General features: G+C 64.9%; 25 protein-coding genes and 1 pseudogene. 6 read left to right on the forward strand and 20 right to left on the reverse strand.

Going from position 1 to position 25,381, the window contains the following annotated elements:
• Positions 1-79: 79 nt before the first annotated feature.
• Together X268_RS09175 and X268_RS09180 are read right to left on the reverse strand one after the other, a co-directional pair.
• On the reverse strand, positions 80-736 hold the full coding sequence (locus tag X268_RS09175; protein WP_128924641.1) for a pyroglutamyl-peptidase I: 657 nt from the start codon (positions 734-736) through the stop codon (positions 80-82).
• Positions 737-818: 82 nt separating this feature from the next.
• Positions 819-1,424 (reverse strand): CGNR zinc finger domain-containing protein, encoded by a 606-nt coding sequence (locus X268_RS09180; protein WP_128924642.1) that lies wholly within the window; start codon positions 1,422-1,424, stop codon positions 819-821.
• A gap of 89 nt (positions 1,425-1,513) precedes the next feature.
• On the opposite strand from X268_RS09180, the gene X268_RS09185 reads away from it, so the two are divergent.
• On the forward strand, positions 1,514-2,416 hold the full coding sequence (locus X268_RS09185) for a haloalkane dehalogenase (RefSeq protein ID WP_128924643.1): 903 nt from the start codon (positions 1,514-1,516) through the stop codon (positions 2,414-2,416).
• A 72-nt stretch (positions 2,417-2,488) separates the two neighbouring features.
• Here the strand turns inward: X268_RS09185 and meaB are convergent, their stop codons facing one another.
• The 4 genes from meaB to X268_RS09205 all read right to left on the reverse strand — a co-directional run bounded on the left by meaB (position 2,489) and on the right by X268_RS09205 (position 6,803).
• Positions 2,489-3,478 (reverse strand): methylmalonyl Co-A mutase-associated GTPase MeaB, encoded by a 990-nt coding sequence (meaB, locus tag X268_RS09190; protein WP_128924644.1) that lies wholly within the window; start codon positions 3,476-3,478, stop codon positions 2,489-2,491.
• Between the two features lie 51 nt (positions 3,479-3,529).
• Positions 3,530-5,041 (reverse strand): tripartite tricarboxylate transporter permease, encoded by a 1,512-nt coding sequence (locus X268_RS09195; protein WP_128924645.1) that lies wholly within the window; start codon positions 5,039-5,041, stop codon positions 3,530-3,532.
• Between the two features lie 4 nt (positions 5,042-5,045).
• A complete protein-coding gene (locus X268_RS09200; RefSeq protein ID WP_128924646.1) occupies positions 5,046-5,537 on the reverse strand; it encodes a tripartite tricarboxylate transporter TctB family protein in 492 nt (163 codons plus the stop codon).
• A 273-nt stretch (positions 5,538-5,810) separates the two neighbouring features.
• On the reverse strand, positions 5,811-6,803 hold the full coding sequence (locus X268_RS09205) for a tripartite tricarboxylate transporter substrate binding protein (RefSeq protein WP_128924647.1): 993 nt from the start codon (positions 6,801-6,803) through the stop codon (positions 5,811-5,813).
• Between the two features lie 216 nt (positions 6,804-7,019).
• On the opposite strand from X268_RS09205, the pseudogene X268_RS39995 reads away from it, so the two are divergent.
• Positions 7,020-7,322 (forward strand): annotated as a pseudogene (locus X268_RS39995) (SRPBCC family protein); the annotation flags it as partial.
• Between the two features lie 183 nt (positions 7,323-7,505).
• Here X268_RS39995 and X268_RS09215 read toward each other — a convergent pair.
• From X268_RS09215 to X268_RS09260, 10 genes are all read right to left on the reverse strand, one after another.
• Positions 7,506-8,285: a DUF3298 and DUF4163 domain-containing protein gene (locus X268_RS09215; RefSeq protein WP_164937625.1), complete on the reverse strand. Its 780-nt coding sequence runs from the start codon at positions 8,283-8,285 to the stop codon at positions 7,506-7,508.
• Between the two features lie 22 nt (positions 8,286-8,307).
• Entirely contained in the window at positions 8,308-8,598 is a 291-nt protein-coding gene (locus tag X268_RS09220; RefSeq protein WP_128924648.1) for a nucleotidyltransferase family protein, read from the reverse strand.
• A gap of 34 nt (positions 8,599-8,632) precedes the next feature.
• Entirely contained in the window at positions 8,633-10,789 is a 2,157-nt protein-coding gene (gene scpA, locus X268_RS09225) for a methylmalonyl-CoA mutase (protein ID WP_128929198.1), read from the reverse strand.
• A gap of 24 nt (positions 10,790-10,813) precedes the next feature.
• Entirely contained in the window at positions 10,814-11,278 is a 465-nt protein-coding gene (locus tag X268_RS09230; protein ID WP_128924649.1) for a GFA family protein, read from the reverse strand.
• Entirely contained in the window at positions 11,275-13,146 is a 1,872-nt protein-coding gene (locus tag X268_RS09235) for a methylmalonyl-CoA mutase family protein (protein ID WP_128924650.1), read from the reverse strand. The genes X268_RS09230 and X268_RS09235 overlap by 4 nt, the downstream gene beginning before the upstream one ends.
• 81 nt (positions 13,147-13,227) lie before the next feature.
• Positions 13,228-13,719 carry a 2-amino-4-hydroxy-6-hydroxymethyldihydropteridine diphosphokinase gene (gene folK, locus X268_RS09240; RefSeq protein ID WP_128924651.1) on the reverse strand — a complete coding sequence of 164 codons (492 nt, stop codon included), beginning with the start codon at positions 13,717-13,719 and terminating at the stop codon, positions 13,228-13,230.
• A 1-nt stretch (position 13,720) separates the two neighbouring features.
• The gene (gene folB, locus X268_RS09245) at positions 13,721-14,089 is read right to left on the reverse strand and encodes a dihydroneopterin aldolase (RefSeq protein ID WP_128924652.1); all 369 of its coding nucleotides are present in this window, start codon (positions 14,087-14,089) and stop codon (positions 13,721-13,723) included.
• Positions 14,086-14,946: a dihydropteroate synthase gene (gene folP, locus X268_RS09250; RefSeq protein ID WP_128924653.1), complete on the reverse strand. Its 861-nt coding sequence runs from the start codon at positions 14,944-14,946 to the stop codon at positions 14,086-14,088. Before folP ends, folB begins: the two co-directional genes overlap by 4 nt.
• A 237-nt stretch (positions 14,947-15,183) precedes the next feature.
• Complete coding sequence (locus tag X268_RS09255) at positions 15,184-15,591, reverse strand: DUF4332 domain-containing protein (protein ID WP_128924654.1); 408 nt, start codon at positions 15,589-15,591, stop codon at positions 15,184-15,186.
• 26 nt (positions 15,592-15,617) lie between these two features.
• A complete protein-coding gene (locus X268_RS09260) occupies positions 15,618-15,983 on the reverse strand; it encodes a DUF2267 domain-containing protein (protein WP_128924655.1) in 366 nt (121 codons plus the stop codon).
• A 347-nt stretch (positions 15,984-16,330) separates the two neighbouring features.
• On the opposite strand from X268_RS09260, the gene X268_RS09265 reads away from it, so the two are divergent.
• Positions 16,331-17,953, forward strand: a complete 1,623-nt coding sequence (locus X268_RS09265; protein WP_128924656.1) for a helicase HerA-like domain-containing protein — start codon at positions 16,331-16,333, stop codon at positions 17,951-17,953.
• Positions 17,954-18,087: 134 nt separating this feature from the next.
• Complete coding sequence (locus X268_RS09270) at positions 18,088-19,482, forward strand: M20/M25/M40 family metallo-hydrolase (RefSeq protein WP_128924657.1); 1,395 nt, start codon at positions 18,088-18,090, stop codon at positions 19,480-19,482.
• Positions 19,483-19,741: 259 nt separating this feature from the next.
• Here X268_RS09270 and X268_RS09275 read toward each other — a convergent pair whose 3' ends face one another.
• The gene (locus X268_RS09275) at positions 19,742-20,521 is read right to left on the reverse strand and encodes a class II aldolase/adducin family protein (RefSeq protein ID WP_128924658.1); all 780 of its coding nucleotides are present in this window, start codon (positions 20,519-20,521) and stop codon (positions 19,742-19,744) included.
• 133 nt (positions 20,522-20,654) lie between these two features.
• Positions 20,655-22,304, reverse strand: coding sequence for a glycosyltransferase family 39 protein (locus X268_RS09280; protein WP_128924659.1), 1,650 nt, complete (start codon positions 22,302-22,304; stop codon positions 20,655-20,657).
• 309 nt (positions 22,305-22,613) lie between these two features.
• On the opposite strand from X268_RS09280, the gene X268_RS09285 reads away from it, so the two are divergent.
• Positions 22,614-23,489, forward strand: a complete 876-nt coding sequence (locus X268_RS09285) for a DUF308 domain-containing protein (protein ID WP_128924660.1) — start codon at positions 22,614-22,616, stop codon at positions 23,487-23,489.
• 168 nt (positions 23,490-23,657) lie between these two features.
• Positions 23,658-24,074 carry a Ros/MucR family transcriptional regulator gene (locus tag X268_RS09290; protein ID WP_128924661.1) on the forward strand — a complete coding sequence of 139 codons (417 nt, stop codon included), beginning with the start codon at positions 23,658-23,660 and terminating at the stop codon, positions 24,072-24,074.
• 48 nt (positions 24,075-24,122) lie between these two features.
• Here X268_RS09290 and X268_RS09295 read toward each other — a convergent pair whose 3' ends face one another.
• Together X268_RS09295 and X268_RS09300 are read right to left on the reverse strand one after the other, a co-directional pair.
• Entirely contained in the window at positions 24,123-24,551 is a 429-nt protein-coding gene (locus X268_RS09295; RefSeq protein WP_128924662.1) for a SufE family protein, read from the reverse strand.
• A gap of 68 nt (positions 24,552-24,619) precedes the next feature.
• Positions 24,620-25,063 (reverse strand): DUF5330 domain-containing protein, encoded by a 444-nt coding sequence (locus tag X268_RS09300; protein WP_128924663.1) that lies wholly within the window; start codon positions 25,061-25,063, stop codon positions 24,620-24,622.
• Positions 25,064-25,381 lie beyond the last annotated feature (318 nt).

Consider the following 25,381-nt stretch of genomic DNA (forward strand, 5'->3'; position numbering starts at 1 on the left):
CAAGCGTGCCCACCATCGTCACCATGGATGCGGAGACATGGTGGCCACAGCGCAAGTGCGCCTTTGCCCACTCACAAAGCTACGAGGCCGGCGTGTTCCGCCGCTTTCTTGCCAGCCCCACCATCTCCATCAGCATCGCTTCCCCCGCGTCCACCAGCTCCTCCAGCGTGATCCGGGCTGCACCCTTGCGGCGCACCGCGCCGCTGCGCGCCAGCAGGGGGATGTGGATGAACGCCGCAAGCTGCGGACCGCCAGCCCTGACCTTCTCGATCGCGCGCCAGCTCAGGTAGTTGCAGAGATAGGCGCCGGCATCGCGCGAGGACCGTGCATCGATGCCGGTGAGGCGCGCGGCGCGCAGCAGTCTTGCGGTGTGCGGACCGAACGTTATCGCGTCCGCATGACCGGCGATGCCGCGCTTGCTCGAGCGGGTGTTGGCAGCGTCGGGCCAGAGCATGGTGACGGCGTTGCGCGCGCGGGTTTCGACCCGCAAGTAAGGCGTGCGTGCGGCGAGGCCGAACATCAAAAGCGCATCCGGCTTCACTGTCGCGAGCAGGTCAGGCAATTGCCGGTCGACCGCGGCATAGGTGACCGGGAAGATGTGGCTGGAGATGGCGACGTCATCGAGTGCCGGACGGCGCAGTTGTGCGAGCCGCGCCACCAGCGGCTGGGTCGGATTATGTGGCGCCCCGGGAAACGGGCCGAAGCCGGTGAGGAGAACGCGGAGCTTGTCGGACAATGGATGTGATCCTCTCGATCCTGTCGGGGACGCCGGCATCCAGTAAACACCGGGACCAGCCGTCTTCCAAGCTCGCGAGCCGTCAGACCTCCGATGCGGGATCGTGCCTGTGGCGCTCACGGTAGGTCCGCGTCTTTTCCCGGTTGCCGCACAAGGTGGATTGGCACCAGCGCCGCGTGCCGGGCTTCGAGCGATCGAAAAACACCCGCTGGCACTCGTCGGCGGCGCACATCTTCAGTCGATCGAGCGTGCCGGCCGAGGCCGCGTCGTACAATTCGGCGACAATCGCCGACAGGCCCGCCTGCGCATCGCTCATCACCGGCCTGAGTGCAAAACCATTCTTGCCGATGGCGGCGACACGCAGTGCAAACGGCTCCATCGCAGCGTTGAGGGGAGTGGTGACGGCCGGTTTGCGATGGCGCTCCGCCGGCTCGCATTTAAGGTAGTCGCGGACCGCGCCGCGCAGCCGCAAGGCTGCCTCGAACGTCTTCTGCGATGGTGTAGCGGCACGTTCGATCAGCCCATGCTGGCGCATCCACTCGCCGAGCGCGGCGAGATTGTGCAGCTCGTCCGCCTGCTGATGCTGGACGCCGTGATGGGTGAAGTGCCGCAGATCGAGCGTGTTGGCGAAATCGTAGAGATTGGCCAGCGCGTCCGGCACATGGAACTTGCGCGATTCCTTCGACATCGAACACCAGTTAATCTTGTTTACTGGTTGAAACAAGTAGCGGGTAGTGATCGTTCACTGGTGTGCAAGACAGAGAACGGAGTTTCATCATGTTGCACGTCAACCATCCCCCGATCTCGACCGAGGAAGTTTCCTACCGGAAATACATCAAGTCCCTTGATACCCAGATGGCCTACGTTGATGTCGGCACAGGGGATCCCATCGTATTCCTGCACGGAGTTCCGACGCCGTCCTATCTCTGGCGGAACATCATTCCGCACCTCCTGCCGTATGGCCGTTGCCTTGCGCCAGACCTCGTCGGCATGGGCAATTCGGGCGCGGCGCCGAACGGCTCCTATCGCTTCGTCGATCACCAGCGCTATCTCGATGCCTGGTTCGATGCGCTGGGCCTGACCGGGAATGTCATCCTCGTCGTGCACGACTGGGGCGCGGCGCTCGGCTTTCACTGGGCCCATCGGCATCCGGAGAGGGTCAAGGCGATCGTCTACATGGAAGGCATCGTCCGGCCGTTCCACTCCTGGGACGAATGGCCCGATGCGACGCGCGCCTTCTTCCAGGGCCAACGGGGCCCGCAAGGCGAAGACCTGATCCTGCAGAAGAACCTGTTCATCGAATATCTCCTGCCGCTGCGCCATATCGCGCCGGAGGCGCTCGAGGTCTATCGCCGCTATTTCCGCAATCCCGGTCGGAGCCGTCAGCCGATGCTGACCTGGACGCGCGAATTGCCGATTGAGGGCGAGCCTGCCGATGTCGTCGCGGTCGTCGAGGCCTATGCGGATTGGATGTCGAAGAACCGGATCCCGAAACTGTTCATCGATGCCGAGCCGGCAGGCTTCCTGATCGGCGCGCAACGTGAGTTCTGCAGGGCCTGGCCCAATCAGGAGACTGTCCTGGTGAAGGGGGCGCACTTCCTGCAGGAGGAGGCGCCTCAGGAGGTCGGCGAGGCGACCGCCCGTTTCGTCTCGAAGGTGCTGGCCGGGCAGATCAGTTAGGTCGTCGCGAGACTGAGTTGGATCGCGAACTCGGACTCCGCATCACCTCTCCCACTGAGGGGTGAAGCGGCCTCAATGCAGGAGTTTCATGATCTCCTCGGCGGCGAGTGCCGGCGTGAGGTGGCCGTCGGCGACCTCGGATTCGATCTTCTTCACCCTGGCGCGGACGGTCGCCTCGCTGCGCAGCCGCGCCAGCATCCGCTGCTCCAGCATCGACCACATCCATTTCACCTGCTGGTCGCGCCGCCGTGCGGCGAAATCGCCGGATGCGTTCATCGCCTTGCGATGGTCGAGGACCTTTTGCCAGAGCTCCGCGATGCCGGTGCCGGTCAGCGCCGAATAGGTGACGACGGGCGGATGCCAGTGCTCGGATCGGGGGCTGAGAATATGCAGCGCACCGCGATAATCGGCAGCGGTGACGTGGGCGCGCTTGAGATTGTCGCCGTCGGCCTTGTTGATCGCGATCATGTCGGCGAGCTCGACCAGCCCCTTCTTGATGCCCTGCAACTCGTCGCCGCCGCCCGGCAGCATCAGGGCGAGAAAGAAGTCGGTCATGTCGCAGACGGCGGTCTCGGACTGGCCGATGCCGACGGTTTCCACCAGCACGACGCCGAAGCCGGCGGCCTCGCAGAGCAGCATCGCCTCGCGCGTCTTCGCCGCAACGCCGCCGAGCGTACCCGAGGACGGTGAGGGACGGATGAAGGCATGGTCGGACGCCGCGAGCTGCGCCATCCGCGTCTTGTCGCCGAGGATCGAGCCGCCGCTGCGCGCCGAAGACGGGTCGACCGCGAGCACCGCGACCTTGTGGCCCTGCGCGATGAGGTAAGTGCCGAGCGCGTCAATGGTGGTGGATTTGCCGACGCCCGGCGAGCCGGTGATGCCGACGCGGAACGCCTTGCCGGTGTCCGGCAGCAGCATCTGCACCAGCTCCCGGGCCAGCGCCTGATGGTCGCCGCGCCGGCTCTCCACCAGCGTGATGGCCCGCGCCAGCGCCGCGCGGCTGCCGGCGCGCAAGTCGCGCGCGAGGGACTTGATGTCGAGCGAGGCTTTCTTCTCAGTCATGCCCTGCTTTACAACGCCCCGGCGAAGCAGGCGAGCCCCGCCCGCCCGATATCACCGGCCCGTTGCCGCCGCGGCCTGCGGCGGTTTCACCTTGCGCCAGACCCAGACCATCACCGGCCACAGCAGCGCGCCGATCGCCATCGCCGCGAGGATGGCGGCAACCGGCCGTTCGAAGAACGGCAAGATGCTGCCGTCGGACTTAATCAGCGACGTGACAAAGGCCTGCTCGACCATGGTGCCCATGACGATGCCAAGCACCATCGCGGCGACAGGGTAGCCGTTTGCCTCCATCACGTAGCCGATCACGCCGAAGGCGGCGACGGTGACGACGCCGAACATGTTGTTGCCGATCGCGAACGAGCCGACCGCGCAGCACAGCATGATGATCGGCATCACGGTGGAGCGCGGCGCCAGTAGGATGTAGGCGGCGACCCGGATCATGGCGATGCCGAGCGGGATCATCAGGATGTTCGCGATGATGAACATCAGGTAGATCGCGTACATGCTCGACGCCTTCTCGGTGAACAGCGTCGGACCCGGATTGAGCCCCTTCATGTAGAGCACGCCGATCGCGATCGCGGCGATAGTGTCGCCGGGAATGCCGAACAGCAGCGAGGGCACCCAGCCCGAGGCGATGCTGGCATTGTTGCTGGCGCCGGCCTCGACCAGGCCCTCGACATGGCCGGTGCCGAATTTTTCCGGCTCCTTGGAGAAGCGTTTCGACATCGCATAGGACACCCAGGCGGCCATGTCGGCGCCGGCGCCGGGCAGCACGCCGATGATGATGCCGACGATGTTCCCGCGCGTCATCTGCCAGTGATAGAGCTTGGTCAGCTTCCATTGGCCGGCCATGATGCTTCCAAATTTGCGCCGCGGCAGCGGCGGCGGCTCGGGCGTCAGCATCGCCCGCATCACCTGCGCGACCGCAAACACGCCGACCAGCGCCGGGATCGGCTCGATGCCGCCAAACAGATCCGTAATGCCAAAGGTGAAGCGCGGGATGCCGCCGGGATTCTCGATGCCGATGCAGGAGACGAGCAGGCCGATGAACATGCCGGCGATCGCCTTCACCGGCGAGGAACGCGCCACCAGCGTGGCGCACATCAGGCCGAGCAGCGCCAGCCAGAAATATTCGAAGGTCGAGAAGGACAATGCGATCTCGGCGAGCGGCGGCGCCAGGATCATCAGCGACAGCACGCCGGCAATGCCGCCGACGGCCGAGAACCAGACGCCGGCACCTAATGCGAGCTCCGCCTGGCCCTTGCGCGTCATGGCATAGGCCTCGTCCGCATAGGCGGCGGAAGCCGGCGTGCCGGGAATGCGCAGCAGCGCGCCCGGAATGTCGCCGGAGAAGATCGCCATCGAGGATGCCGCGACGATGGTCGCGATCGCCGCGATCGGCGACAGGTAAAAAGTGACGGGGACGAGCAGGGCGGTCGCCATCGTCGCCGACAGGCCCGGCAGGGAGCCGATCACGAGGCCGTACACGGAGGCCGCGAACATCGCGATGATGACCTCCCAGGTGGAGATCAGCGCGAAAGCTTCAATCAGGGTCTTGAGCATGGGATTACCAGGGCGTCGGCAACAGGCCGGCGGGCAGCGGCACGCGGAGCAGCTTGCCGAAGATGAGGTGGATGGCGAAGGGCGAGAGCGCCGCGAGCGGCAGCGCCAGCTTCCATTTGGCCCCGAGCGCGGTCGAGGTGACGTAGACCATGATCGCGGCAGTGACGATGAATCCGAGCCGGTCGGCCGCAAACACGTAGAACAGCAGCAATGCCGGCGGTAGCAAGGCGCGCAATCCGTAGAGCTTGCCTTGCGGCGGCGGGGCTGCGGCCTGGCCGTCCTCCAGCGGGACGAGCTCTTCCTCCTCCTCGAAGGAGTGGCCGATCCCGAACACGATCGCGAGCCCGCACAGCGCTAGCCCCGTGCCGATCACGAGCGGAAACACGTTGGGGCCGACCGGTTGCCCGGGTACCGGCGGCAAGATCCAGCCGCCATAGGCGGCGGCCGCACCGAGTGCGACGAGAAACGATCCCGTGACGGAGTCGGGAAGACGCATGGGAGAAGTCCTGTCAGAATTCCGGGAGGTGGGCTCCGTCTCCCCGCGTGGGCCGGGCTAGCGCATATGCGGAAGATGCTCGGCCTGCATGGTTCGAGACGCCCGATTTCGCGGGCTCCTCACCATGAGGGTCTGATATCTCGCCGCAGAACGCGACCTCATCCTGAGGGCCCGCCGCAGGCGGGCGTCTCGAAGGATGGGCTGCAAGCGAGCTATTCGCCGCCTTCTTCTTCATATGCGATAGCCTCGCCGCACGCGAGGAGAGGTGAACAATCACGCCTTGCTGAGGCCGGCCGCCTTCATCGCTTCGCCCATCTGGGCGTCGCCCTTGTCCATGAAGCCCGCGAACTGGCCGGCATCGCCCCACACGGTGCCGAAGCCACGATTGCTCATGAAGTCTTTGAACTCGGCGGAGTCGTAGACCTTCTTCAGCGCCGCAGTGAGCTTGGTTGCGATCTCCGGCGGCAGGTTTTTCGGCGCGCCGATGCCGCGCCAGGCACCCGTCGCGTAGTCGATGCCCATCGCCTCCTTCAGCGTCGGCACGTCCTTGAAGACCGGATTGCGCGCGGGCGCCATGATGGCGAGGCTCCTGGCCTTGCCCGCCTCGATGATGGCACGCGCCTCCGGCACCGAGCAGGTGGTGAGGTCGAGGCCGCCGGCGGCGAGATCCTGCATCGCAGGTGCCGCGCCGTTTGACGGCACCCAGGCGACCTGGTTGGCGGGCAGGCCCATCGCCTGCATCCAGCCGACCAGCGCCAGATGCCAGATGCCGCCCTGGCCGGTGCCCGAGGCCTTGAACTTGCCGGGAGGGGCCGCCTTGATCGCTTCAGCGAGCTCCTTGACGGTCTTGTAGGGCGAGGAGGAGGAGACCTGGATGCCCGGGGGATCCTCGTTCATCAGGGCCAGCGGCGTGTAGCTCTTCGGCGTCAGCTCGGTGAGGCCCTGCCAGTGCATCATCGAGATTTCGACGGTGAGCATGCCGATGGTGTAGCCATCGGGCTGCGCGGTCGCGATTGCGCTATGGCCGACCACGCCGGAGCCGCCGGTGCGGTTGACCACGTTGAAGGGCTGGCCGAGGTCTTTTTCGAGGAGCGCCGCGACGATGCGCGCGGTCGCATCGGTGCCGCCGCCCGCGCCCCAGGGCACGATCACGGTGACCGGACGGGCCGGATAGGCTTGGGCGACTGCGGGTTTGAACCCGAAAGCGGCGGATGCCGCGACGGCGGCCGTCGAAGCCGCAAAGGTGCGGCGGGAAATCTTGGACATTGAATGCCTCCCAGCGGCGCCCGTGACATCGGGCGCTCTTGTCAATGGCGACATTCTAGTCGGCTTTGCAGCGCTGCCGCAAGGTAGCGCTACCAAGGACATCGACATGTTGTGTGAAAACAGCATGCCCATCGGACCGGCAATCGGAAATCGGGTGGGTTTTGCCGGCGCAACTCGCCAACCTGAGCGGGTAACGAAAGCCAAGGCAAGCCCTCGATGACCCAAGCCTATTACAGTGCCGTGCTGGACCGCCCGCTGGACGAAGTCTGGTCGCTGATCCGCGATTTCAACAACTATCCCGCCTATATCGACGGCGTGAGCGAGAGCGTGATCGAAGACGACAAGCGCGGCGATGAAGTCGGCGCCATCAGACGCTTCTGCTATCTCGGAAACTGGATCCGCCAGCGCCTGGTCGATCACTCGGACCGGCAGCACACCCTGACTTATGCCGGTCTCGAAGCGTTGCCGTATCCGCAAGACGATGGAAGCCGGACTCCGGCGCCGACGCGCTATCAAGGCACCATGCATCTGCGTCCGATCACCGAGAGCAACCGTACGCTTATCGAGTGGTCGGTCGCCTCGATACCGAACCTGCAGACGCCGATCGCTGGCGAGCCCTGTTTGAGGCCTGGATTCCGGATTGGACGGATTCATTGGCGCGGACACTGGCGCGGGCTCGTCCGCGATCGGGTTAGCGATCGCTCACGGCTCGTCCGCGTCGCCCTTCGGCCGCGCGCCGCCGAAAATGCGGGTGCCTTCTGTGGTGAGATACGGCTTCAGCGCGTCCCACGGGACGAAGGCGACGTATTCGCCCTCGGCATAGGGGCCGACCGCATAGGGCGGGTAATGGAAGGTGAGCCCGGAGCTCTTGCCCGCTTCAGTCGAGGGTGTGAGCGTCACCGCGCCAATCTTGAGCAGGCTCGGCTCCACGCTCTTGAACCATTCGTCGGTCGCGGTCTCGCCCGCATCGCGCTTCTTCTTCTCGGCCTTGAGCGAGGCGATGATGGCTTTCACCATCGCCTTCAGGGTCGGGCCCTTGTCGGCGGTCTCGGTGAAGAACGGGCGAATCGAGATGCGCTTGTTCTCGGCCTTGTCCCACAGGATCGTGTTCACATCCGAGTTGGGATGCGCGCCGTTTGTATTCATGTAGTCGTTGCGCAGGATGCTGACATAGCGATCGGCGACGACCGAGCGGATCTCATATTTGCGCTCGAAGTCCCAGCCGCCGTTCTTGAAGAACTGCGGGTCAGCTTTGCGCGAGGCGGCAGCTTCCGAGGCATTTTTGTCGAGCCATTTCTTGCCTTCCGCGAAGCAATCCGCCGCCAGCGCGGCATCCGCCTTGATCTTGTCGTCGAGCAGGACGCGCGCCTGGATGCTCTTGGTCTTAGCCACGGCGTCGGGCTTGGGATCGGCGGCGAGGGCGGAAAACGCGCATGTTGCGCTCAGCGCCAGGGCGACGCTTAGAGCGGCGATGAATTTCAAGGATGGTGCTCCTGCGTGAGCGTCAGAATATTTCGACAATGTCGTCTGCGCTGTGCGGCGCAAAGCGGGGAGACGTCGAGCGGCGAACGGTTGCCTGCGTTTGCAAGCCGGTCGCACCTTCGATGATATTCTCGACATCGATCAGCTTGAGTAGTGAAAAAGAGGTGTCCGGTTCGATCTCGAGCAGAATGTCGATGTCGCTGCCGTAATTTTCGCCGGCCCGCGAGCCAAGAATGGCAAGCTTCGAAACGCCCTTGCCTTTGATGGCGTCCGCATTCTCGCGTATCGCAGCGATGATCTCGTCACGTGTCATGGACACACCTGGCCGGTTAAGGCCAGTCTATCATCTACTCCGCCGCCTCGCTATGGCCGAGCCGGGCATTCAGCTTGCGGATCAGCTCCTCGGCCGCATCCGCGATCACGGTGCCCGGCGGGAAGATGGCTTCGGCGCCTGCCGCATAGAGGGCATCGTAATCCTGCGGCGGCACCACGCCACCGACGATGATCATGATGTCGTCACGGCCCTGCTTCTTCAGCGCGGCCTTCAATTCGGGCACCGCGGTGAGGTGGGCGGCGGCCAGCGAAGAGACGCCGAGGATGTGGACGTCGTTCTCGACCGCCTGCCGGGCGGCTTCATCTGCAGTCGCGAACAGCGGCCCGATGTCGACGTCGAAGCCGATGTCTGCGAACGCGGAGGCGATCACCTTCTGGCCGCGGTCGTGGCCGTCCTGGCCGATCTTGGCGACCAGGATGCGCGGGCGGCGGCCTTCCGCCTCCTCGAAGGCGTCGATCAGCGCCTGAACCTTCTCGACCTGATTGCCCATGCTGGACGCCTCCCGCTTGTAGACGCCGGTGATGGATTTGATCTCGGCGCGGTGGCGGCCGAACACTTTCTCCATTGCGTCAGAGATTTCGCCAACCGTCGCCTTGGCCCGCGCGGCATCGATCGCAAGCGCGAGCAGATTGCCGTTGCCTTCGCCGGCCGAGCGCGTCAGCGCGGCGAGCGCGGCATCGACGTCCTTCTGGTTGCGCTCTGATTTCAGCCGCTTCAGCTTGTCGATCTGCAGCCGCCGGACATTGGTGTTGTCGACCTTCAGGATTTCGATTCTGTCCTCGTCGGTCGGCTTGTACTTGTTGACGCCGATCACCGCCTGCTTGCCGGCATCGATGCGCGCCTGGGTCTTGGCCGAGGCCTCCTCGATGCGCAGCTTGGGCACGCCGGCCTCGATGGCTTTTGCCATGCCGCCGAGCTCCTCGACCTCCTGGATGTGGCCCCAGGCCTTGGCGGCGAGGTCGCGCGTGAGCCGTTCGACGTAATACGAGCCGCCCCAGGGATCGATGATGCGGGTGGTGCCGCTCTCCTGCTGCAGGAACAGCTGGGTGTTGCGGGCGATGCGCGCCGAGAAGTCGGTCGGCAGCGCCAGCGCCTCGTCGAGCGCGTTGGTGTGCAGCGACTGGGTGTGGCCTTGGGTCGCCGCCATCGCTTCGACTGTCGTGCGCATCACGTTGTTGAAGACGTCCTGTGCGGTCAGCGACCAGCCCGAGGTCTGGCTGTGCGTGCGCAGCGACAGCGAGCGCGGATCCTTCGGATTGAACGGCTTCAGCAGCTTCGCCCAGAGCAGGCGAGCGGCGCGCAGCTTGGCGACTTCCATGAAGAAGTTCATGCCGATTGCCCAGAAGAACGACAGCCGCGGCGCGAAGCGGTCGACATCTAAGCCGGCGGCAAGACCTGCGCGCAGATATTCGACGCCATCGGCCAGCGTATAGGCGAGTTCGAGATCCTGCGTCGCTCCAGCTTCCTGCATGTGGTAACCAGAGATCGAGATCGAATTGTACTTGGGCATCTTTTGCGAGGTGTACGCAAAAATGTCCGAGATGATCCGCATCGAGGGCGCAGGCGGATAGATGTAGGTGTTGCGCACCATGAACTCTTTCAGAATGTCGTTCTGAATGGTGCCCGACAGCTTCTCCGGCGGCACGCCCTGTTCCTCGGCCGCGGCGACGTAGAGCGCGAGGATCGGCAGCACGGCGCCGTTCATGGTCATGGACACGCTCATCTGGTCGAGCGGAATGCCAGCGAACAGCGTGCGCATGTCGTAGATGGAATCGATGGCAACGCCGGCCATGCCGACGTCACCGCCGACGCGCGGATGGTCTGAGTCGTAGCCGCGATGGGTGGCGAGGTCGAAGGCGACCGAGAGGCCCTTCTGTCCGGCAGCTAAATTGCGGCGGTAGAACGCGTTGGAATCCTCCGCCGTGGAGAAGCCGGCATATTGCCTGACGGTCCAGGGCTGGTTGACATACATGGTCGGGTAGGGGCCGCGCAGGTACGGCGCGATGCCCGGATAGGTCTCGAGGAAATCGAGCCCGGCGAGATCGGCTTCGCCATAGGCTGATTTCACCAGGATGCCCTCCGGCGTTAGCCAGGGCTCGGCGCTGCCGGCCGGTGCAGTGGTGGCAGCTCTCTCGAAGGCGATGTCGGCAAAGTTCGGAATGCGGCTCATGGCTTCAACCATATCATCGGCGCTCTAATCATGATCCGGATGCTGATGGCTGACGATGGTCGCCATCTTCTCCGGTCCGTAATTCTGCTGCGTGGTCTGGCTCGGCAAATTGGCGATGCCGACCACCCAGCCGAGGCGGGATTCGGTGCCGAACTGGCGCGTCGGGATCACCCGGTCGGGGTGGTCGAAGGCGCCGGTCATGATCTCGATCCGGTCGCCGTCAATGCGGCCGAAGCTCAGCGGCGTGCCACAGGCGGAGCAAAAGCCGCGCTCGGCGATGGTGGAGGAGCGGAAGAACGACGGCTGCCCCTTGGTCCAGGCGAAATCGGTCTTGTTGATATCGGCAAAGGAGGCGAACGGCGCACCGGCTGCCTTCTGGCACATGCGGCAGTGGCAGATCGAGACCCTGTTCGGCGCCGTCGTGACGCCGAAGCGCACCGCTCCGCATTGGCAGCCGCCGGTGAGGATGGGTTTGCTGGTGTCGGTCATGGCTGCTCCATCCGTCGGTAGGCGTCTTGCAGCGTGGCAAGCGCATCGCCCCCGGCGAAGACAAAAGCCGTGACGCCGGCGGCCCGCAGCGCCGCCTCGGCATCCGTCGGGCGGCCCGCCAGATAGATATGTCGGCCGCCTGCGCTTTGCAGGGCCTTGGCCGCAGCTTCAGCGTGTTCCGCATAGACCTTGTCGCTGGAACAAAGGCAGGCGAGCTCGGCGCCGGAGGCCTTGAAGGCGGCGGCGAGCTTAGCCGAATCGGCAAAGCCCTCGCTGTCGACGGCCTGGATGCCGCCGGCCTCGAAGAAGCTCTTGGCGAAGGTCGCACGTGCCGTGAAATCGGCGGGCGTGCCGAGATTGGCCAGGAACACTTTGGGCCGCGCGCCGCATGCCTTCAGCACGGCATCCGACTTGTCACGCAGCGCCTCGAACGGTTCCGCGAGTCGGATCGGGGGCAGCGCATCGAACTTGTATTTTTGCTCGCCGTACGGTGCCAGCGCGACCGGCGTTGCTTTCAGGACGGTGGCTTCGCTCTCATGCAGGTTCGGAAACTCGCTGGCGCCGGTCAATACGTCGCGGCGCTTGGCGATGTTGGCGTCGCGCGCCTTGCGCGCCGCCGCGACCCTGTTCTGGAACAGGCCTTGCTGAAGCGCGGCAAAGGCGCCGCCGGCGCTCTCGCTCTCCTGGAACAGGGTCCAGGCGGCCTCGCAGAGCTGCGCCGTCAGCGTCTCGATGCCGCCGGCACCTGCGGCGGGATCGCTGACCTTGGCAACGTTGCTTTCCTCGAGCAGCAGCAGCTGCGTGTTGCGTGCCACGCGCCGCGCGAACGGATCGGGCAGGCCGAGCGCCAGCGTGTGCGGCAGCACCGTGATCGCACTGGCGCCGGCAAGGCCAGCCGCGAATGTCGCGATGGTCGCGCGCAGCATGTTCACGTAAGGATCGCGCTGCGTCAGCATGCGCCAGGCCGTGTCGGCGGCGATGAACAGCGGCTTGGGCGTCAGCCCGCACGCCGTTTCGATGCGCGCCCACAACAGCCGCAGCGCGCGGAATTTGGCCATGGTCAGGAACTGGTCGGCATCGGCGGCAAGCCGCGCATAGACCATGCCCTGCGCGATCTCCAGCGGAATGCCGGCACCTTCGATTGCACGGAGGTAAGCGACGCCGCAGGCGAGCACGAAGGCGAGCTCCTGCACCTCGGAACCGCCGGCATCGTGGATCACGCGTCCGTCGGCCGATGCGAACGGCCCCTTGAAGCCGAGCCCGGCGAGGCCCTTGATGGCGCCGGTGATCGCGGGAGCGATCTCCTCCCAAGTGTACGGGCTGTGGCCCCACACCGCGCCGGCCGCGAGCGGATCGAGGCCGAAGCGGATGTTGCACGCGGCGGGATCGAGGCCCTTGCCCTTTACATATTCCGCGACATGGATCGCGGCCATCCGCGATTGCGGTCCAATCTCGAGCTCGATGCCAATGCCGGCGTCGAGGTGAATGTCGTTCAGGAGCTTTGCGACCGCGTCGGCCGATGGTTCCAGGCCGAAGCCGCGCGCGCCATTGGCGCCGGCGAACACCAGCGCAAGCCCGGTCGCACCGTTTTCAAGATCGGTCAGCGCCTGAGCATTCGCCAGGGTGGCATCGGGATGGTCGATCCGCTGCATGATCTGCCACGGTGCCGCCGCAGACCGTCCCACCACGGGCGCAACGCCCTTGGCGCGCGGATAGAGCGGTTCGATCTTGATTCCATCATAGGTCTTGCCGACCAGCTTCTCGAACGGCGCGCCCTTGAGCACGCCGTCGACCAGCTTGCGCCAGTCCTCAGCGGTCGCCTTGGGAAAATCGGCCGCCAGCTTCAGGTCGTCAGTCACGGAGGTCATACGGCCAAGGGCTCCCGAACGTCTCGTTATTCGCAGGCGAATTTGCCACGGCGGACCGTCCCTGCAAACGGTCGTTTTTGGTTAACCGGTATCCGGAAGCCGCTCAATGCCTTGCGTCGAGACGCTGGCGAGGCCATCGCGCACGCGAATACCCGAGATCTCGCGGTCGGGCGCGATTTCGGCCAGCGGCACCAGCACGAAGGCGCGCTCGAACAGGCGCGGATGCGGCAGCGTCAGGTCCGGCTTGTGTAAGGAGACATCGTCATAGGCGATCATGTCGAGATCGAGCGTGCGCGGACCCCAGCGCCGGTCCTTGTCCCGCATGCGGCCGAACTTCTGCTCGACCTTTTGCAGCACGAATAACAGCGCGTGCGGATCGAGGCCGGTCTCGATCTCGATGCAGGCGTTGATGAAAGGATCCTGATCCTCGTCGCCCCAAGGTGGCGTGGTGTAGTCCGAGGAACGTGCGATCAATGCGGCTTGCGCCATGCCGCAGATATGGGCGATCGCCTTCGTGAACGTCGTGCGGACATCGCCGACATTGCCGCCGAGAGCGATCAGCACGCTCGCCATGTTATGGGTGCCGCGAGCGCGTCAGCACGATGCCGACGTCGTCGAAGATCGCGGCGATCGGCGCGTGCGGCTTGTGCACTGTGATCTTCACGGCGCGGATGCGCGGGAAGTGCGACAGGATGGCGTCGGCCACCGCGCCGGCCGCGCGCTCCAAGAGCTTGTAATTGGTATTCTTGAACGCCGCCGTCGTCGTCGCCACGACGTCGGCGTAGGACACGGTATCGGCGAGCCGGTCGCTGCGCGAGGGCTCCGACAGGTCGGTATAGAGTTCGAGATCGATGACGAAGCGCTGGCCGACCTCGGTCTCGTGGTCCATCACGCCGTGACGGGCATGGATCGACAGGCCGGTGACGAAGATCGTATCGGTCATTGCTTGCCCTCGATTGCATTCGCCACCCGCAGCGCCTGCAAGGTCTCGGCGACGTCATGGGTCCGGATGATCTTTGCACCGCGCTGCGCGGCGATCAGATGTGCGGCGATCGAGCCGGCGAGCCGCTCTTTCGGCTCCGACGGCGACACCGAGGCGATGAAGCGCTTGCGCGAGGCGCCGACCAGGATCGGCAGGCCGAACATCTCGAATTCGCGCAAGCGCGCCAGCGCCGTCATGCTCTGCTCGGCGGTCTTGCCGAAGCCGATACCGGGATCGAGCACGATCTTGTCGCGCGCGATGCCGGCCTTTGCCGCGATGTCCAGCGAGCGCAGGAAGAACGTCTTCATGTCCGTGATGATGTCGATGGCGGGATCGGCATCGTCGCGGTTGTGCATGACGATGACGGGGACGCTTCTTTCGGCCACCAGCGGCGCCATGGCGGGGTCGCGTTGCAGGCCCCAGACATCGTTGACGATCGCCACGCCCTGGTCGAGCGCGAAGGCCACCACTTCGGCCTTCATGCTGTCGATCGAGACGGGCACGCCGAGCGCGACGACGCCAGCCAGCACCGGCTTCAGCCGCACGAGCTCGTCGTCCGCCGTGACCGGCCGGGCGCCCTTGTAGGGCCGGGTGGATTCCGCGCCGATATCGATGATGTCGACGCCGGCCTCGATCATCGCCCGTGCACGCGCCAGCGCCAGCTCGGGCGCGATGAACTCGCCGCCGTCGGAGAAGGAATCCGGCGTCACATTGAGCACGCCCATCACCGCCGGGATCGGTCGCTCCAGCAGCGTCCGCAGCAGATCAATCCCGGCCGAGCCGGCCGGCGGGACCGTTTTGGAGGGCGAGGCATTCATGGCGCCCGCTTTAGCGGGCGGGGAGGGGGAGTCAAGCCGGGATAGGGGGCACCAATGGCTACGGGCGTCGCTCTCTCGCCGTCACCCTGAGGCGGCCGCTTTTTCAGCGGCCCTCGAAGGGCGACGGCCCCGCTCCCTTCGCGTGGCGGCAGCATGGCCGCCCATCCTTCGAGGCTCTCCATGAGACGCTTCGCGTCTCATGCCTCGCACCTCAAGATGACGGGGAGAGTAAGTGGGCTAATACGTGATCTTCGGCGGCAGCTTCTTTGCCTTGGCGATGATGTCGCCGACCGACTTCTCCGAGGGCAGGATGCGGAGCAGCTTCTTTTTCTCGTTGGCGTCGCGCATGCTCTGGGCGAGCCTTGCCGGATTTCGATAGGCGAGCTCGCGCACGGTGGTGACGCCGGCGGCGCGGACCAGGCCGACCTTGGCGCGGCCCATGCCGGGGATGCGCATGTAGTCGGAGACGTTGGCCCATTCCAGCAGCAGCTGCTCGCTGATACCGGTCTTGGCGGAAAGCGCCTTGCGGCCCTTCACCGTGCCGGCCGCCTCGAGCAGCGCGTCGGTGGTGCGGATACCCTCCGCCTTCAATTTGTTGGCGGCAAAGACCGACAGGCCCTCAATCTCGGAGATGGGATATGTCATGGTGCTCGATATGAATTGCCAAGGCTTCAGGCGAACTGGCTGAGACCCGGCGTCCCCGCAACGATCTTGCCCATCTGATCTGCTCCGATTTTGTCTCGGCCGTAGCGGAAAAGTTCACGAGCGACGTTCTGAATCTCGGACATGCCGAGCCCGAGGCCCATCAGGCGCGTGCCGACCGCCATCAGGCCGCCGCCCATCAGCCGAGACAGTCCGCCGCCGCTCCTGGACGCCTCGATTGCCGCTTCCGCTCCGGGAATCTGATCGATCAGGGCCTGTACGCTGTCGGAAGGACCCTCGCTGCGGAGGAAGCCCAGGATGATGCCGACGCTCTTTTCAGCGACAGCACTATCTATGCTGGCGTTTGTCGCCAGCCGCCCGATCAGTTCGTCCATAAGGCCCGCCCCTCAGCCGGTTTGCATGCCGGAGTATTTCTTTCGAAAATGATCTTGGGCCGGTGTGATGTGAAATTCAAGCGATGAACGCAGGCGTCGTCGCGATTCATCCTCGAACGCGCGAAAAGTGTTGCAGCGGTGCAAGAGCGGAGATGGAATCGGCGAAAAATTGCCGCGTTGCGAACTGCTCGTTCCTACTTTCGGCTGATCTCGTCCGTCCGTTTCCGACAATGTCGCATGCTTGGGGCGCGTTGAATGGTTTTAATCGGTGCGCGACATGCATTAAACTACGGAACTGGTACTTTGGGTTTCGATACGCGAAACCGGCAGGAAGATCAGAGAGAAGAATGACCGCACAGGACAGCAAGCTCGGCGATACCGACGACAAGATCTTCGTCGGCAAGGGAGACGAGCAGGCATGGCTGACGCTGGCGCTCGCCAATCGCCATGGCCTCGTCACCGGTGCAACCGGAACCGGCAAGACCGTGACGCTGCAAGTGATGGCGGAAGGATTTGCGCGCGCCGGTGTTCCGGTCTTCGCGGCGGACATCAAAGGCGACCTCTCCGGCATCTCCGAGGTCGGTGAAGCGAAGGACTTCATCGTCAAACGTGCAACCGAGATGGGACTGAATTTCCAGCCCGACCAGTTCTCGACGGTGTTCTGGGACGTGTTCGGCGAGCAGGGCCACCCGGTGCGCGCGACCGTCACGGAAATGGGGCCGCTGCTGCTCGCGCGCATGCTCGACCTCAACGACGTGCAGGAAGGCGTGCTCAACGTCGCCTTCCGCGTCGCCGACGACGCCGGCCTGACCCTGATCGACATGAAGGATCTGCGCGCGCTGCTCGATGCCATCGTGCCCGAGAGCGGGAAGAAGGCAGCGGACGCGGAGGAGGATCCGCTCGCAGCCATCCGCAAGGCCGCGCAAGGGTTCGGCAACGTCACCAAGGCCACCGTCGGCACCATCCAGCGCCAGCTTCTGGTGCTGGAGAACCAGGGCGGCACCAAGTTCTTCGGCGAGCCGGCGCTGGCGCTGAAGGACTTCATGAAGACCGACCGCGACGGTCGCGGCATGATCAACATCCTGGTCGCGGACAAGCTGCTCCAGAATCCCAGGCTTTACGCGACATTCCTGCTGTGGATGTTGTCGGAGCTGTTCGAGGAGCTGCCCGAGGCCGGCGATCTGCCTAAGCCGAAGCTGGTGTTCTTCTTCGACGAGGCGCATCTGTTGTTCAACGACGCGCCCAAGGCGCTGATGGACAAGATCGAGCAGGTGGTCCGCCTGATCCGCTCCAAGGGCGTCGGCGTCTATTTCGTGACGCAGAACCCGATCGACGTGCCCGATCGCGTTCTCGGACAGTTGGGTAACCGGGTGCAGCATGCACTGCGCGCCTTCACCCCGCGCGACCAGAAGGCGGTCGCGGCCGCAGCCCAGACCTTCCGGCCCAACCCGAAGCTCGACACGGCCAAGGTGATCATGGAGCTCGGCAAGGGTGAGGCGCTGGTGTCCTTCCTCGAAGGCAACGGCACGCCGGCGATGGTCGAGCGGGTGATGATCCGGCCGCCGTCGGCCCGCATCGGACCGATCACGCCGGACGAGCGCAAGGCGATCATGGCTGCGAGCCCGGTGAAGGGCAAATATGACACCGCGGTGGATGAAGAGTCCGCCTACGAGATGATCCAGAAGCGCATCGCCGGCACGGCGGCCACAGCGGACGGGCCGGCTGACGGAAGCGGCGGCGGCATCCTGGGCCAGATCGGCTCGATCGTCGGAACCATCTTCGGCACCAACGTCAAGCGGGGCCGCCTGTCGACCGGCCAGGTCATTGCGCGGGACGTGACGCGATCGGTCACCAACCAGGTGATCGGCGGGATGGCGGCCAATATCGGCAAGTCGGTCGGCGGCCAGCTCGGCGGCTCGATCGGCCGCACACTGGTCCGCGGCGCGCTCGGCGGATTGCTGCGGAGGTAAGCTGCTCCCTTGTGGCCATCTTTCGAGCCGCTCGCCTTGGGCAGGCTTGGTGTGTCGTGTCGTGGCTGGCACCGGCGCGGTGACGGCGTTAAAAGCCGAGGACTACCGAGATCCAGCAATCAGGACCCACGACCATGGCCAATGCGCAGCTTCAATCCGTGCTCGATCACATCGACAAGGACTTCGACAACAGCCTGGAGCGCCTGTTCGCGCTGTTGCGGATCAAGTCGATTTCCGCGGATCCGGCCTTTGCCGGGGATTGCAAGGCGGCGGCGGACCATCTCGCCAAGGACATCGCGAGCCTCGGCGTCGCCACCGCGGTGAGGCCGACCGCGGGCCATCCCGCGATCGTCGGCAAGACCGGAGCCGGCGGGCGGCCGCATGTGATCTTTTACGGCCATTACGATGTGCAGCCGGTCGATCCGCTCGATCTCTGGCACCGTCCGCCGTTCGAGCCCGTCGTGACCGATCACGCGGACGGCCGCAAGATCATCGTCGCGCGTGGTGCCGAGGACGACAAGGGGCAGGTCATGACCTTCGTCGAGGCCTGCCGTGCCTGGAAGAAGGTGACAGGCTCGCTGCCGATCGACATCACCTTCCTGATCGAAGGCGAGGAGGAGGTCGGCTCGAAGAATTTCGTGCCGTTCATCGAGGCCAACAAGGACGAGTTCAAGGCCGACTATGTGCTGGTCTGCGACACCGGCATGTGGGACCGCAACACGCCGGCGATCACGACGTCGCTGCGCGGCCTGCTCTATGAAGAGCTGAAGATCACCGCCGCCAATCGCGACCTGCACTCCGGCGTGTTCGGCGGCAGCGCGATGAATCCGATCCGGGTGCTGACGAAAATTCTCGGCGGTCTGTTCGACGACGACAACCGCATCACCATTCCCGGCTTCTATGACGGCGTGAAGGACCTGCCGCCCGACATCCTGGAGCAATGGAAGAAGCTCAACCTCCCCCCTGAGATGTTCCTCAAGCCGATCGGCCTGTCGATTCCGGCCGGCGAGAAGGGGCGCCTCCTGATCGAGCAGGCCTCATCCCGCCCGACCTGCGACGTCAACGGCATCTGGGGCGGCTATATCGGCGAGGGCTCCAAGACCGTGATCCCCTCGCACGCCTCGGCCAAGGTCTCGTTCCGGCTGGTCGAAGGACAGGATCCGCAAAAGATCCGGAAGGCCTTCCGCGACTACGTCACGGCACGGCTTCCAGGCGACTGCAAGGTCGAGTTCGGCGACCATTCCGCCGCGCCCGCGGTCGCACTCGACTGGAACATGAAGCCGCTCGCCGCCGCTAGCAAGGCGCTCAGCGAGGAATGGGGCAAGGAGACCGTGCTGATGGGCTCGGGCGCATCGATCCCGATCGTCGCCGACTTCAAGCGCACGCTCGGCCTCGACTCGCTGCTGGTCGGCTTCGGCCTCGACGACGACAACATCCACTCGCCGAACGAGAAATACGACCTGCGGAGCTTCCAGAAGGGCATCCGCTCCTGGGCAAGGATTCTCGCGGCGCTGGCTGAGGTGAAGTGAGACCCCCAAAGCTCTATCCTCGTCATTGCGAGCCACTGGGTCCGCGCGTCGCGCGCCTCGATGACAGGCTCCGCGAAGCAATCCAGAAATCCCTCCGCGGAAACAGTCTGGATTGCTTCGTCGCAAGGGCTCCTCGCAATGACGGGTGCGGCGACCGCTACCTCCCAGAACAAAAACGCCGCCCGGAATTGGGCGGCGTTTCATTCCAGAACGTGCAGAGGTAGTTCGACGAAGACGCTACCTCAAATCAGCGAAAATCTCAAGACCGGTAGCCGGGATTGACGCGGTCGAGCTTGCGCAGCAGCGGCGGCCACACGAGGTTGGTGGCGCGCAGCTCGGCGCGGTCGCGGTTGGCGAGCAGCTCGGTGTTCTTCTCGATCGCAATCTCCTCGACTGGATAGACCGGCGTGCCGAGTGCGCGCGTGCGCACCTGCATCGAGCAGGCGCGCTCGAGGTGGTACATGCGCTCGAAGGCGGAGGCGACCGAGCGGCCGACCGTCAGCGTGCCGTGATTGCGCAGCAGCATGTGATTGTGGTCGCCGAGATCCTTCTGCAGCCGCGGCCGTTCGTCGTGGTCGAGCGCGATGCCTTCATAATCGTGATAGGCGAGGTCGTGGGTGACGAGCTGGGCGGTCTGGTTCAGCGGCAACAGGCCTTCGGCGCTGCTCGACACCGCGGTGCCGTCGAGCGTGTGGAGATGCAGCACGCAGATCGCATCCTCGCGCACCTCGTGGATCGCCGAATGGATGGTGAAGCCCGCGGGGTTGATGCTGTATTCGCTCTCGGAGAGCTGGTTGCCGTGCAGGTCAACCTTGACCAGGCTCGAGGCGGTGATCTCGTCGAACATCAGTCCGTAGGGGTTGATGAGGAAATGATGCTCGGGGCCGGGCACGCGCGCGGAGATGTGGGTGTCGACCAGATCGTCCCAGCCGTACAGCGCGACCAGGCGATAGCAGGCGGCGAGATTGACCCGTTGCTGCCACTCCGCCTCCGTCATGTTGGAGGGCACCTCCCTCAGGCGGGCTTCTGCTGGCGACATGGCTGATCTCTCCGAACATCGTTGTTGCGGAGAGGGAGCGTAGTCGTGGGCGAGACCGGCAGCAAGGCGCTCAAAGCGCGGCAGTCAAGCGCAGCCCGCATAGACCAACGGGCCGCGGATGCGGAGAAGAATCCTACGGTGCCGGGATCGACAGCAGGCTGGAAATGCTGCGGCCGCGGATGTCGTAGACGCGGGCGAACACCACGTCGTCGCGCTTGATCTCGACCATCACGGGCGCGGTGAGGCCCTTGCAGTAGAATTCGCCGAGCGTCATGGCGAAATCGGCCGCATTGGAATCCCAGCCGATGGTGAAGTCAGGCCCGAGCGCGACCTGCGCCGGGCGCTGCGGACCGCACACCGCGACCTTCCATTTGCGATTGGTCGGCGGCACTTCCTGGCGCTCGATCAGCTGCTCGCGCAATCCGTCGGATGCCTGCTTCAAGGCGAGACCCCAATAGTCCAGCATGAAGCGGTCGTCGGCGCCGCGCACGGTGCCGGCAATGTGGTTGAAGTGCGTGTACTGATAGGGATGCAGCCGGATCATCTCGGCGAGCGACAGCGCAAGGCCAAAGCAGAACGTGGCGAGCACGACCGGCTGCCAGGTGCGGTGATTGGCGCGCAGGCGCTCCATGGCCCAGGCGAAGGCGACGCCGCCGAGCACGGCCATCGGCGGAATCACGAACACGAAATGGCGGATGCCGTTGTAGAGCGCCGGCCGTTTCACCATCGCGATCGCAAGCGGCAGGGTCGCGGCCAGCGTCAGCATCAGAAGGATGGTCTTGCGCCGCGCCGGAACCCCGCGTCGCGGCAGCATGGCGAACGTGCTGAACACGGCGCCCCCCATCAGCACCAGCATCACCTCAGGCAGCTGCAGCGCGAACAGCGTCGGCAGATAGGACCACGGCATGTCGGGCACCGACACGATCGCGCCGTCGAACATCTCCTTCCACGGCTTCTCGAAGAAATGCGAGAAGTAGGTCAGCGCCTCGAACGGGTTGCCGGGCTCCATGATCGACCACGGCCAGATCAGGCCCATCACGAGATAGCCGAACGCGAGCCCGGGCAGCAGCACATAGACGACATGGACGAAGCGGCGGACGGACTCGCGCAAACCTTCCGTGCGCAGTTCCTCCAGCAACAGCGGGATGAAGCCGAGCACGGCGTAGACCAGCGCGAGCCCGCCGAGAACGCGGCAGCCGAGCGAAAGGCCGGCACCCAGGCCGACGATCAGGACCGTGCGCGGCGACGGCTGCGGATATTCCTCGGCGAGGCGGATGAGGCCGAGCATCAGGATGATCATGGCCACCGCGAAGGGCGCATCCTTCGGGTTCATGAACATATGGCCGTAGAAGATCGGGCAGAGCGCGAGCAGGAGCAGCGCCGCGAGTCCTGCGAGCGGTCCGCCGATGCGGCGGCCGAGCCGCCAGGTCACGGCGAGCCCGATCACGCCGACGATGGCGCCGACCAGACGGCGCGTCTCGAACAATTCGAGCGGGATGACTTTGTGGAGCAGGGCCGCGACCATGTCGAAGCCGCCGCCATACATGTAGAGATTGGCGAAGGAGAGCGCCGCGGTGTCCTTGAAGCCGGAACCGAACATGCGCAGCAACAGGTCGGCATATTCAGCGTGGGTGTAGTCGTCCCAGCCGAGGCCGTAGTCGCGGAAGGTCAAGCCTGCAACGACCGCGACGGCAGCGAGCACCAGCATGGCGAGATCGTCGCAAGTCCGTTCGACCGAGCGCCGTTGAGGCGTGTCGATCGCCGAAGTCGTGATGGATGTCATGGCTATCGGTGCCCCGGAATCCCCTTTAGGCCCTGCTGGTGCGTGCGGGCCTGCTCCCCGGACTCCCTATAGCGCAGTTCCATTACCAAGTAATTGGGCATTATGGCTAAATTCCTGATGCGACGCAGCAATTCCGGATTTCGAGCACAACCTAGCAGTAGCGAGCCGTAGCTGAAGGGAATGTGAATAAGTCCCTGATTTCCTTCCCTTTAGGAACGTTGCCCGCAATTGGCCGTTGGCGCGGAACAGCGTAAGACGGTATCGTGGCGTGACGGGTCGCGCGCGGATGTGCGGCCGGGGGTGAGTTCGATGACCTTGGCATTGTTGATCGCGGGGATTTTCGCCGTTCTGGCGGGTCTCCTTGCGATCCTGTTTGGCTTCTCCGTCAGGGAGTTCAGCCTCGGCAGCCCTCTCATAATCTCCGGCACGATCGCAGTCTGCTCCGGGATGTTACTGGCTGGCCTCTATGTCGTGGTCGCGGAACTGAAGGGGATCGCGCGCCGGCTGGCCGGCGCGCCGTCCGAGGTCCGGGTCAGGCCCGTGCTGCCGGGCCTCGCCGCATCAGGCATTGCTGGGTCCGAGCCGATGCCCGTCTCGGCGGCGAGGACCGAGGCGGCACCGCCTCCGCCACCCGCAGGCCCTCCACCATGGCAGAGCGAAGCCGCCGCGCGCGAGCGTCCGCGTGCCGAGGCGCCGCCGGTGCTGGAAGCTCCAACGCCGCCCGCAGCCCCCGAAGCGCCGCGCCGGCGCAACCTGTTGTTCGCCTCGACCTCGCGCAAGGAGCGCGAGCGCGCGGAGGCGAAGGCCATCGAGGACGCGCCGCCGCAACTCCCCGCTGAGCCCGGTGAGGCCCTGGACAGTCCGCCCGCAAGCTTTGACGATGCCTGGCCGAAGCCGGACCGCATGCGTCCGCCGGAGCCGCCGGCTGCTTTGCGCCGCCCGCCGCCGCGCTCGCCATCGGCTTTTGCAGAGCCCGCGGCGCCGCCTGCACCCGAGCCGCCGCCGCCACCACCACCTTCGCCAGCTGTCGAACAGCCGCCCGTCACCGTGCTCAAGTCCGGCGTCGTCGACGGCATGGCCTATTCGCTCTATTCGGACGGGTCGATCGAAGCCCAGATGCCGGAGGGCATGATGCGCTTTGCCTCCATCGACGAGCTCCGCTCCCATCTCGACCAGCGCGGCTGAGGCGGCCCGCGCCCGAGTCCGGTTGCGAAGTGCCCAAGTAAAGCGCCGCCGTTCAGCAGTAATCAGCCCGTCATCGTCAGTCGTCGTGTTCAGCCGAACGTATTCTTGACAGGGTATACTCCGACGTCGTCAATCCCGTGAGAGACGAGGCGGAGAAGGGTCGGGCGCATGTCGGATGCGGGGGCGAAGAATTTCATCGAGCTGACGGCGAGCATCGTGTCGGCCTATCTCAGCAACAATGCGACGCCGGCGGCCGAGATCCCGAACCTGATCAGCCAGGTGCATGGCGCCCTGGTGCGGGTGTCGTCGGGCCGCACCGAGACCGCGCCGCTCGAACCGGCCAAGCCGGCGGTCTCGCTGAAGAAGTCGATCGCGCCCGATTATCTGGTGTGCCTGGAAGACGGCAAGCGCTTCAAGTCGCTGAAGCGCCATCTGCGCACGCAGTACAACATGACGCCGGAGCAATACCGCGAGAAATGGGGCCTGCCGGCCGACTATCCCATGGTGGCGCCGAACTACGCCGTGGCGCGCTCGCAGCTCGCAAAGCAGATGGGCCTCGGGCAGCAGCAGCGGAAGCGGAAATAGTCGGGCCTTGCGATCTTGTAGAGTGGACAAAGGCGCGAAGCGCCGCGCTCACGTCGCTTCGGCGAGCGCCTCTTTCGCATCGGTCTTGATGCGCTCGACCATCGAGCGCAGGCCGTTGGACCGCTGCGGTGTCAGATGGTCGCGAAAGCCGAACTCGTTGAACACGGCGATCGCGTCGGTATCGAGGATCTGCTGCGGCGTGCGGCCCGAATAGAGCGCGAGCACGATCGCGACCAGGCCGCGCACGATATGCGCGTCGCTGTCGCCGCGATATTTCAGGATCGGTGCGCCATTGCTGCGGTCGACCAGCTTCTGCAGCCAGACCTGGCTGACGCAGCCGTTCACCTTGTTCGCGGCGGAGTGTTCCGCCTCCGGCATCGGTTCCAGGGTACGGCCGAGCTCGATGACATACCGGTAGCGGTCGTCCCACTCGTCCAGAAGCTCGAAATTGTCCCTGATTTCGTCGATCGTCGTCATGCTGGCCCACGGTTCCGCTTCCCGCCAATATAGGGATGCGAAGCGGTGAAATCGATAGGGTTTGGGGCCTAATTCGCCGGCTGCGGGCCGCGCCATTCCAGCGCGAGGTCGTCCTGGCTCAGGGTGTCGCGCGGCGCTTCGCTCGAGATGGCGTCGCCTTCGCCGACCATCGCGATCGAGCCGGTGTGGTCGGGCGCCTTCTTGTCGCTCTTCTCGTTCCTCTCGTTCTTGTCGTTGGTGATCTGCTCCTTCTTGTCGTTGATGATCTGGTAGAGCTTCTTCGCGCCGTCCTGGGCGCGCTGGCCGATGATGGTCGCGGCCTGTCCGCCGACCTCGCAGGCCGCCGGCTGACGCTTGCAGAACTGGGTCATGTCGGAGACGGCCGCCGTCGCAGCCTGAACCGCATCGGCAGCGCCGATCTGCGGCAGCTTGTCCGATTCGGGTGTCTTGTCCCGTGGCAGGAGCACCAGCACCAGCCCGAGCCAGAATGTGATGCGGAGCAGAAAGCGCATCTTGTCGACCTGTATGTAGATCCCGTCCGCGGCGATGGTCCGCGCGCGTTTCGACCTAGCAACTCTCGATAAATCGCAACTGATTGCCTTGAGCTTAATTTGCCGGAAATTGACGCAAAATTCTTCGGGATCGACGATGTCGTAAATTTTCGATTGACGCCGAGACCCGTGATTCTGCTGGCGGACAAATCCACCAAATCGAAACCATGAGCGGGAAGGTGAAACCCTGTGTTCACCATCCTCGCCGAAGACGTCGCCAAATCGTCTAAAAAGCCCGGCGATGTCCCGGCGCCCGGCCGCACGCCGCGCCGCCTTAGC

It is taken from the genome of Bradyrhizobium guangxiense, assembly GCF_004114915.1.
GTDB lineage: Bacteria > Pseudomonadota > Alphaproteobacteria > Rhizobiales > Xanthobacteraceae > Bradyrhizobium > Bradyrhizobium guangxiense.

Bases quoted from the DNA above. Each gene is read 5' to 3' on its own strand.
- X268_RS09285 (WP_128924660.1), top strand. From the start codon at position 22,614: ATGACCTTGGCATTGTTGATCGCGGGGATTTTCGCCGTTCTGGCGGGT.
- X268_RS09300 (WP_128924663.1), bottom strand. From the start codon at position 25,063: ATGCGCTTTCTGCTCCGCATCACATTCTGGCTCGGGCTGGTGCTGGTG.
- X268_RS09290 (WP_128924661.1), top strand. From the start codon at position 23,658: ATGTCGGATGCGGGGGCGAAGAATTTCATCGAGCTGACGGCGAGCATC.
- X268_RS09265 (WP_128924656.1), top strand. From the start codon at position 16,331: ATGACCGCACAGGACAGCAAGCTCGGCGATACCGACGACAAGATCTTC.
- X268_RS09220 (WP_128924648.1), bottom strand. From the start codon at position 8,598: ATGACACGTGACGAGATCATCGCTGCGATACGCGAGAATGCGGACGCC.
- X268_RS09280 (WP_128924659.1), bottom strand. From the start codon at position 22,304: ATGACATCCATCACGACTTCGGCGATCGACACGCCTCAACGGCGCTCG.
- X268_RS09205 (WP_128924647.1), bottom strand. From the start codon at position 6,803: ATGTCCAAGATTTCCCGCCGCACCTTTGCGGCTTCGACGGCCGCCGTC.
- X268_RS09260 (WP_128924655.1), bottom strand. From the start codon at position 15,983: ATGGACGAACTGATCGGGCGGCTGGCGACAAACGCCAGCATAGATAGT.
- X268_RS09255 (WP_128924654.1), bottom strand. From the start codon at position 15,591: ATGACATATCCCATCTCCGAGATTGAGGGCCTGTCGGTCTTTGCCGCC.
- X268_RS09180 (WP_128924642.1), bottom strand. From the start codon at position 1,424: ATGTCGAAGGAATCGCGCAAGTTCCATGTGCCGGACGCGCTGGCCAAT.
- X268_RS09200 (WP_128924646.1), bottom strand. From the start codon at position 5,537: ATGCGTCTTCCCGACTCCGTCACGGGATCGTTTCTCGTCGCACTCGGT.
- folK (WP_128924651.1), bottom strand. From the start codon at position 13,719: ATGGCGAGCGTGCTGATCGCTCTCGGCGGCAATGTCGGCGATGTCCGC.
- scpA (WP_128929198.1), bottom strand. From the start codon at position 10,789: ATGAGCCGCATTCCGAACTTTGCCGACATCGCCTTCGAGAGAGCTGCC.
- X268_RS09230 (WP_128924649.1), bottom strand. From the start codon at position 11,278: ATGACCGACACCAGCAAACCCATCCTCACCGGCGGCTGCCAATGCGGA.
- X268_RS09235 (WP_128924650.1), bottom strand. From the start codon at position 13,146: ATGACCTCCGTGACTGACGACCTGAAGCTGGCGGCCGATTTTCCCAAG.
- X268_RS09185 (WP_128924643.1), top strand. From the start codon at position 1,514: ATGTTGCACGTCAACCATCCCCCGATCTCGACCGAGGAAGTTTCCTAC.
- X268_RS09275 (WP_128924658.1), bottom strand. From the start codon at position 20,521: ATGTCGCCAGCAGAAGCCCGCCTGAGGGAGGTGCCCTCCAACATGACG.
- X268_RS09195 (WP_128924645.1), bottom strand. From the start codon at position 5,041: ATGCTCAAGACCCTGATTGAAGCTTTCGCGCTGATCTCCACCTGGGAG.
- folP (WP_128924653.1), bottom strand. From the start codon at position 14,946: ATGAATGCCTCGCCCTCCAAAACGGTCCCGCCGGCCGGCTCGGCCGGG.
- meaB (WP_128924644.1), bottom strand. From the start codon at position 3,478: ATGACTGAGAAGAAAGCCTCGCTCGACATCAAGTCCCTCGCGCGCGAC.
- X268_RS09270 (WP_128924657.1), top strand. From the start codon at position 18,088: ATGGCCAATGCGCAGCTTCAATCCGTGCTCGATCACATCGACAAGGAC.
- folB (WP_128924652.1), bottom strand. From the start codon at position 14,089: ATGACCGATACGATCTTCGTCACCGGCCTGTCGATCCATGCCCGTCAC.
- X268_RS09295 (WP_128924662.1), bottom strand. From the start codon at position 24,551: ATGACGACGATCGACGAAATCAGGGACAATTTCGAGCTTCTGGACGAG.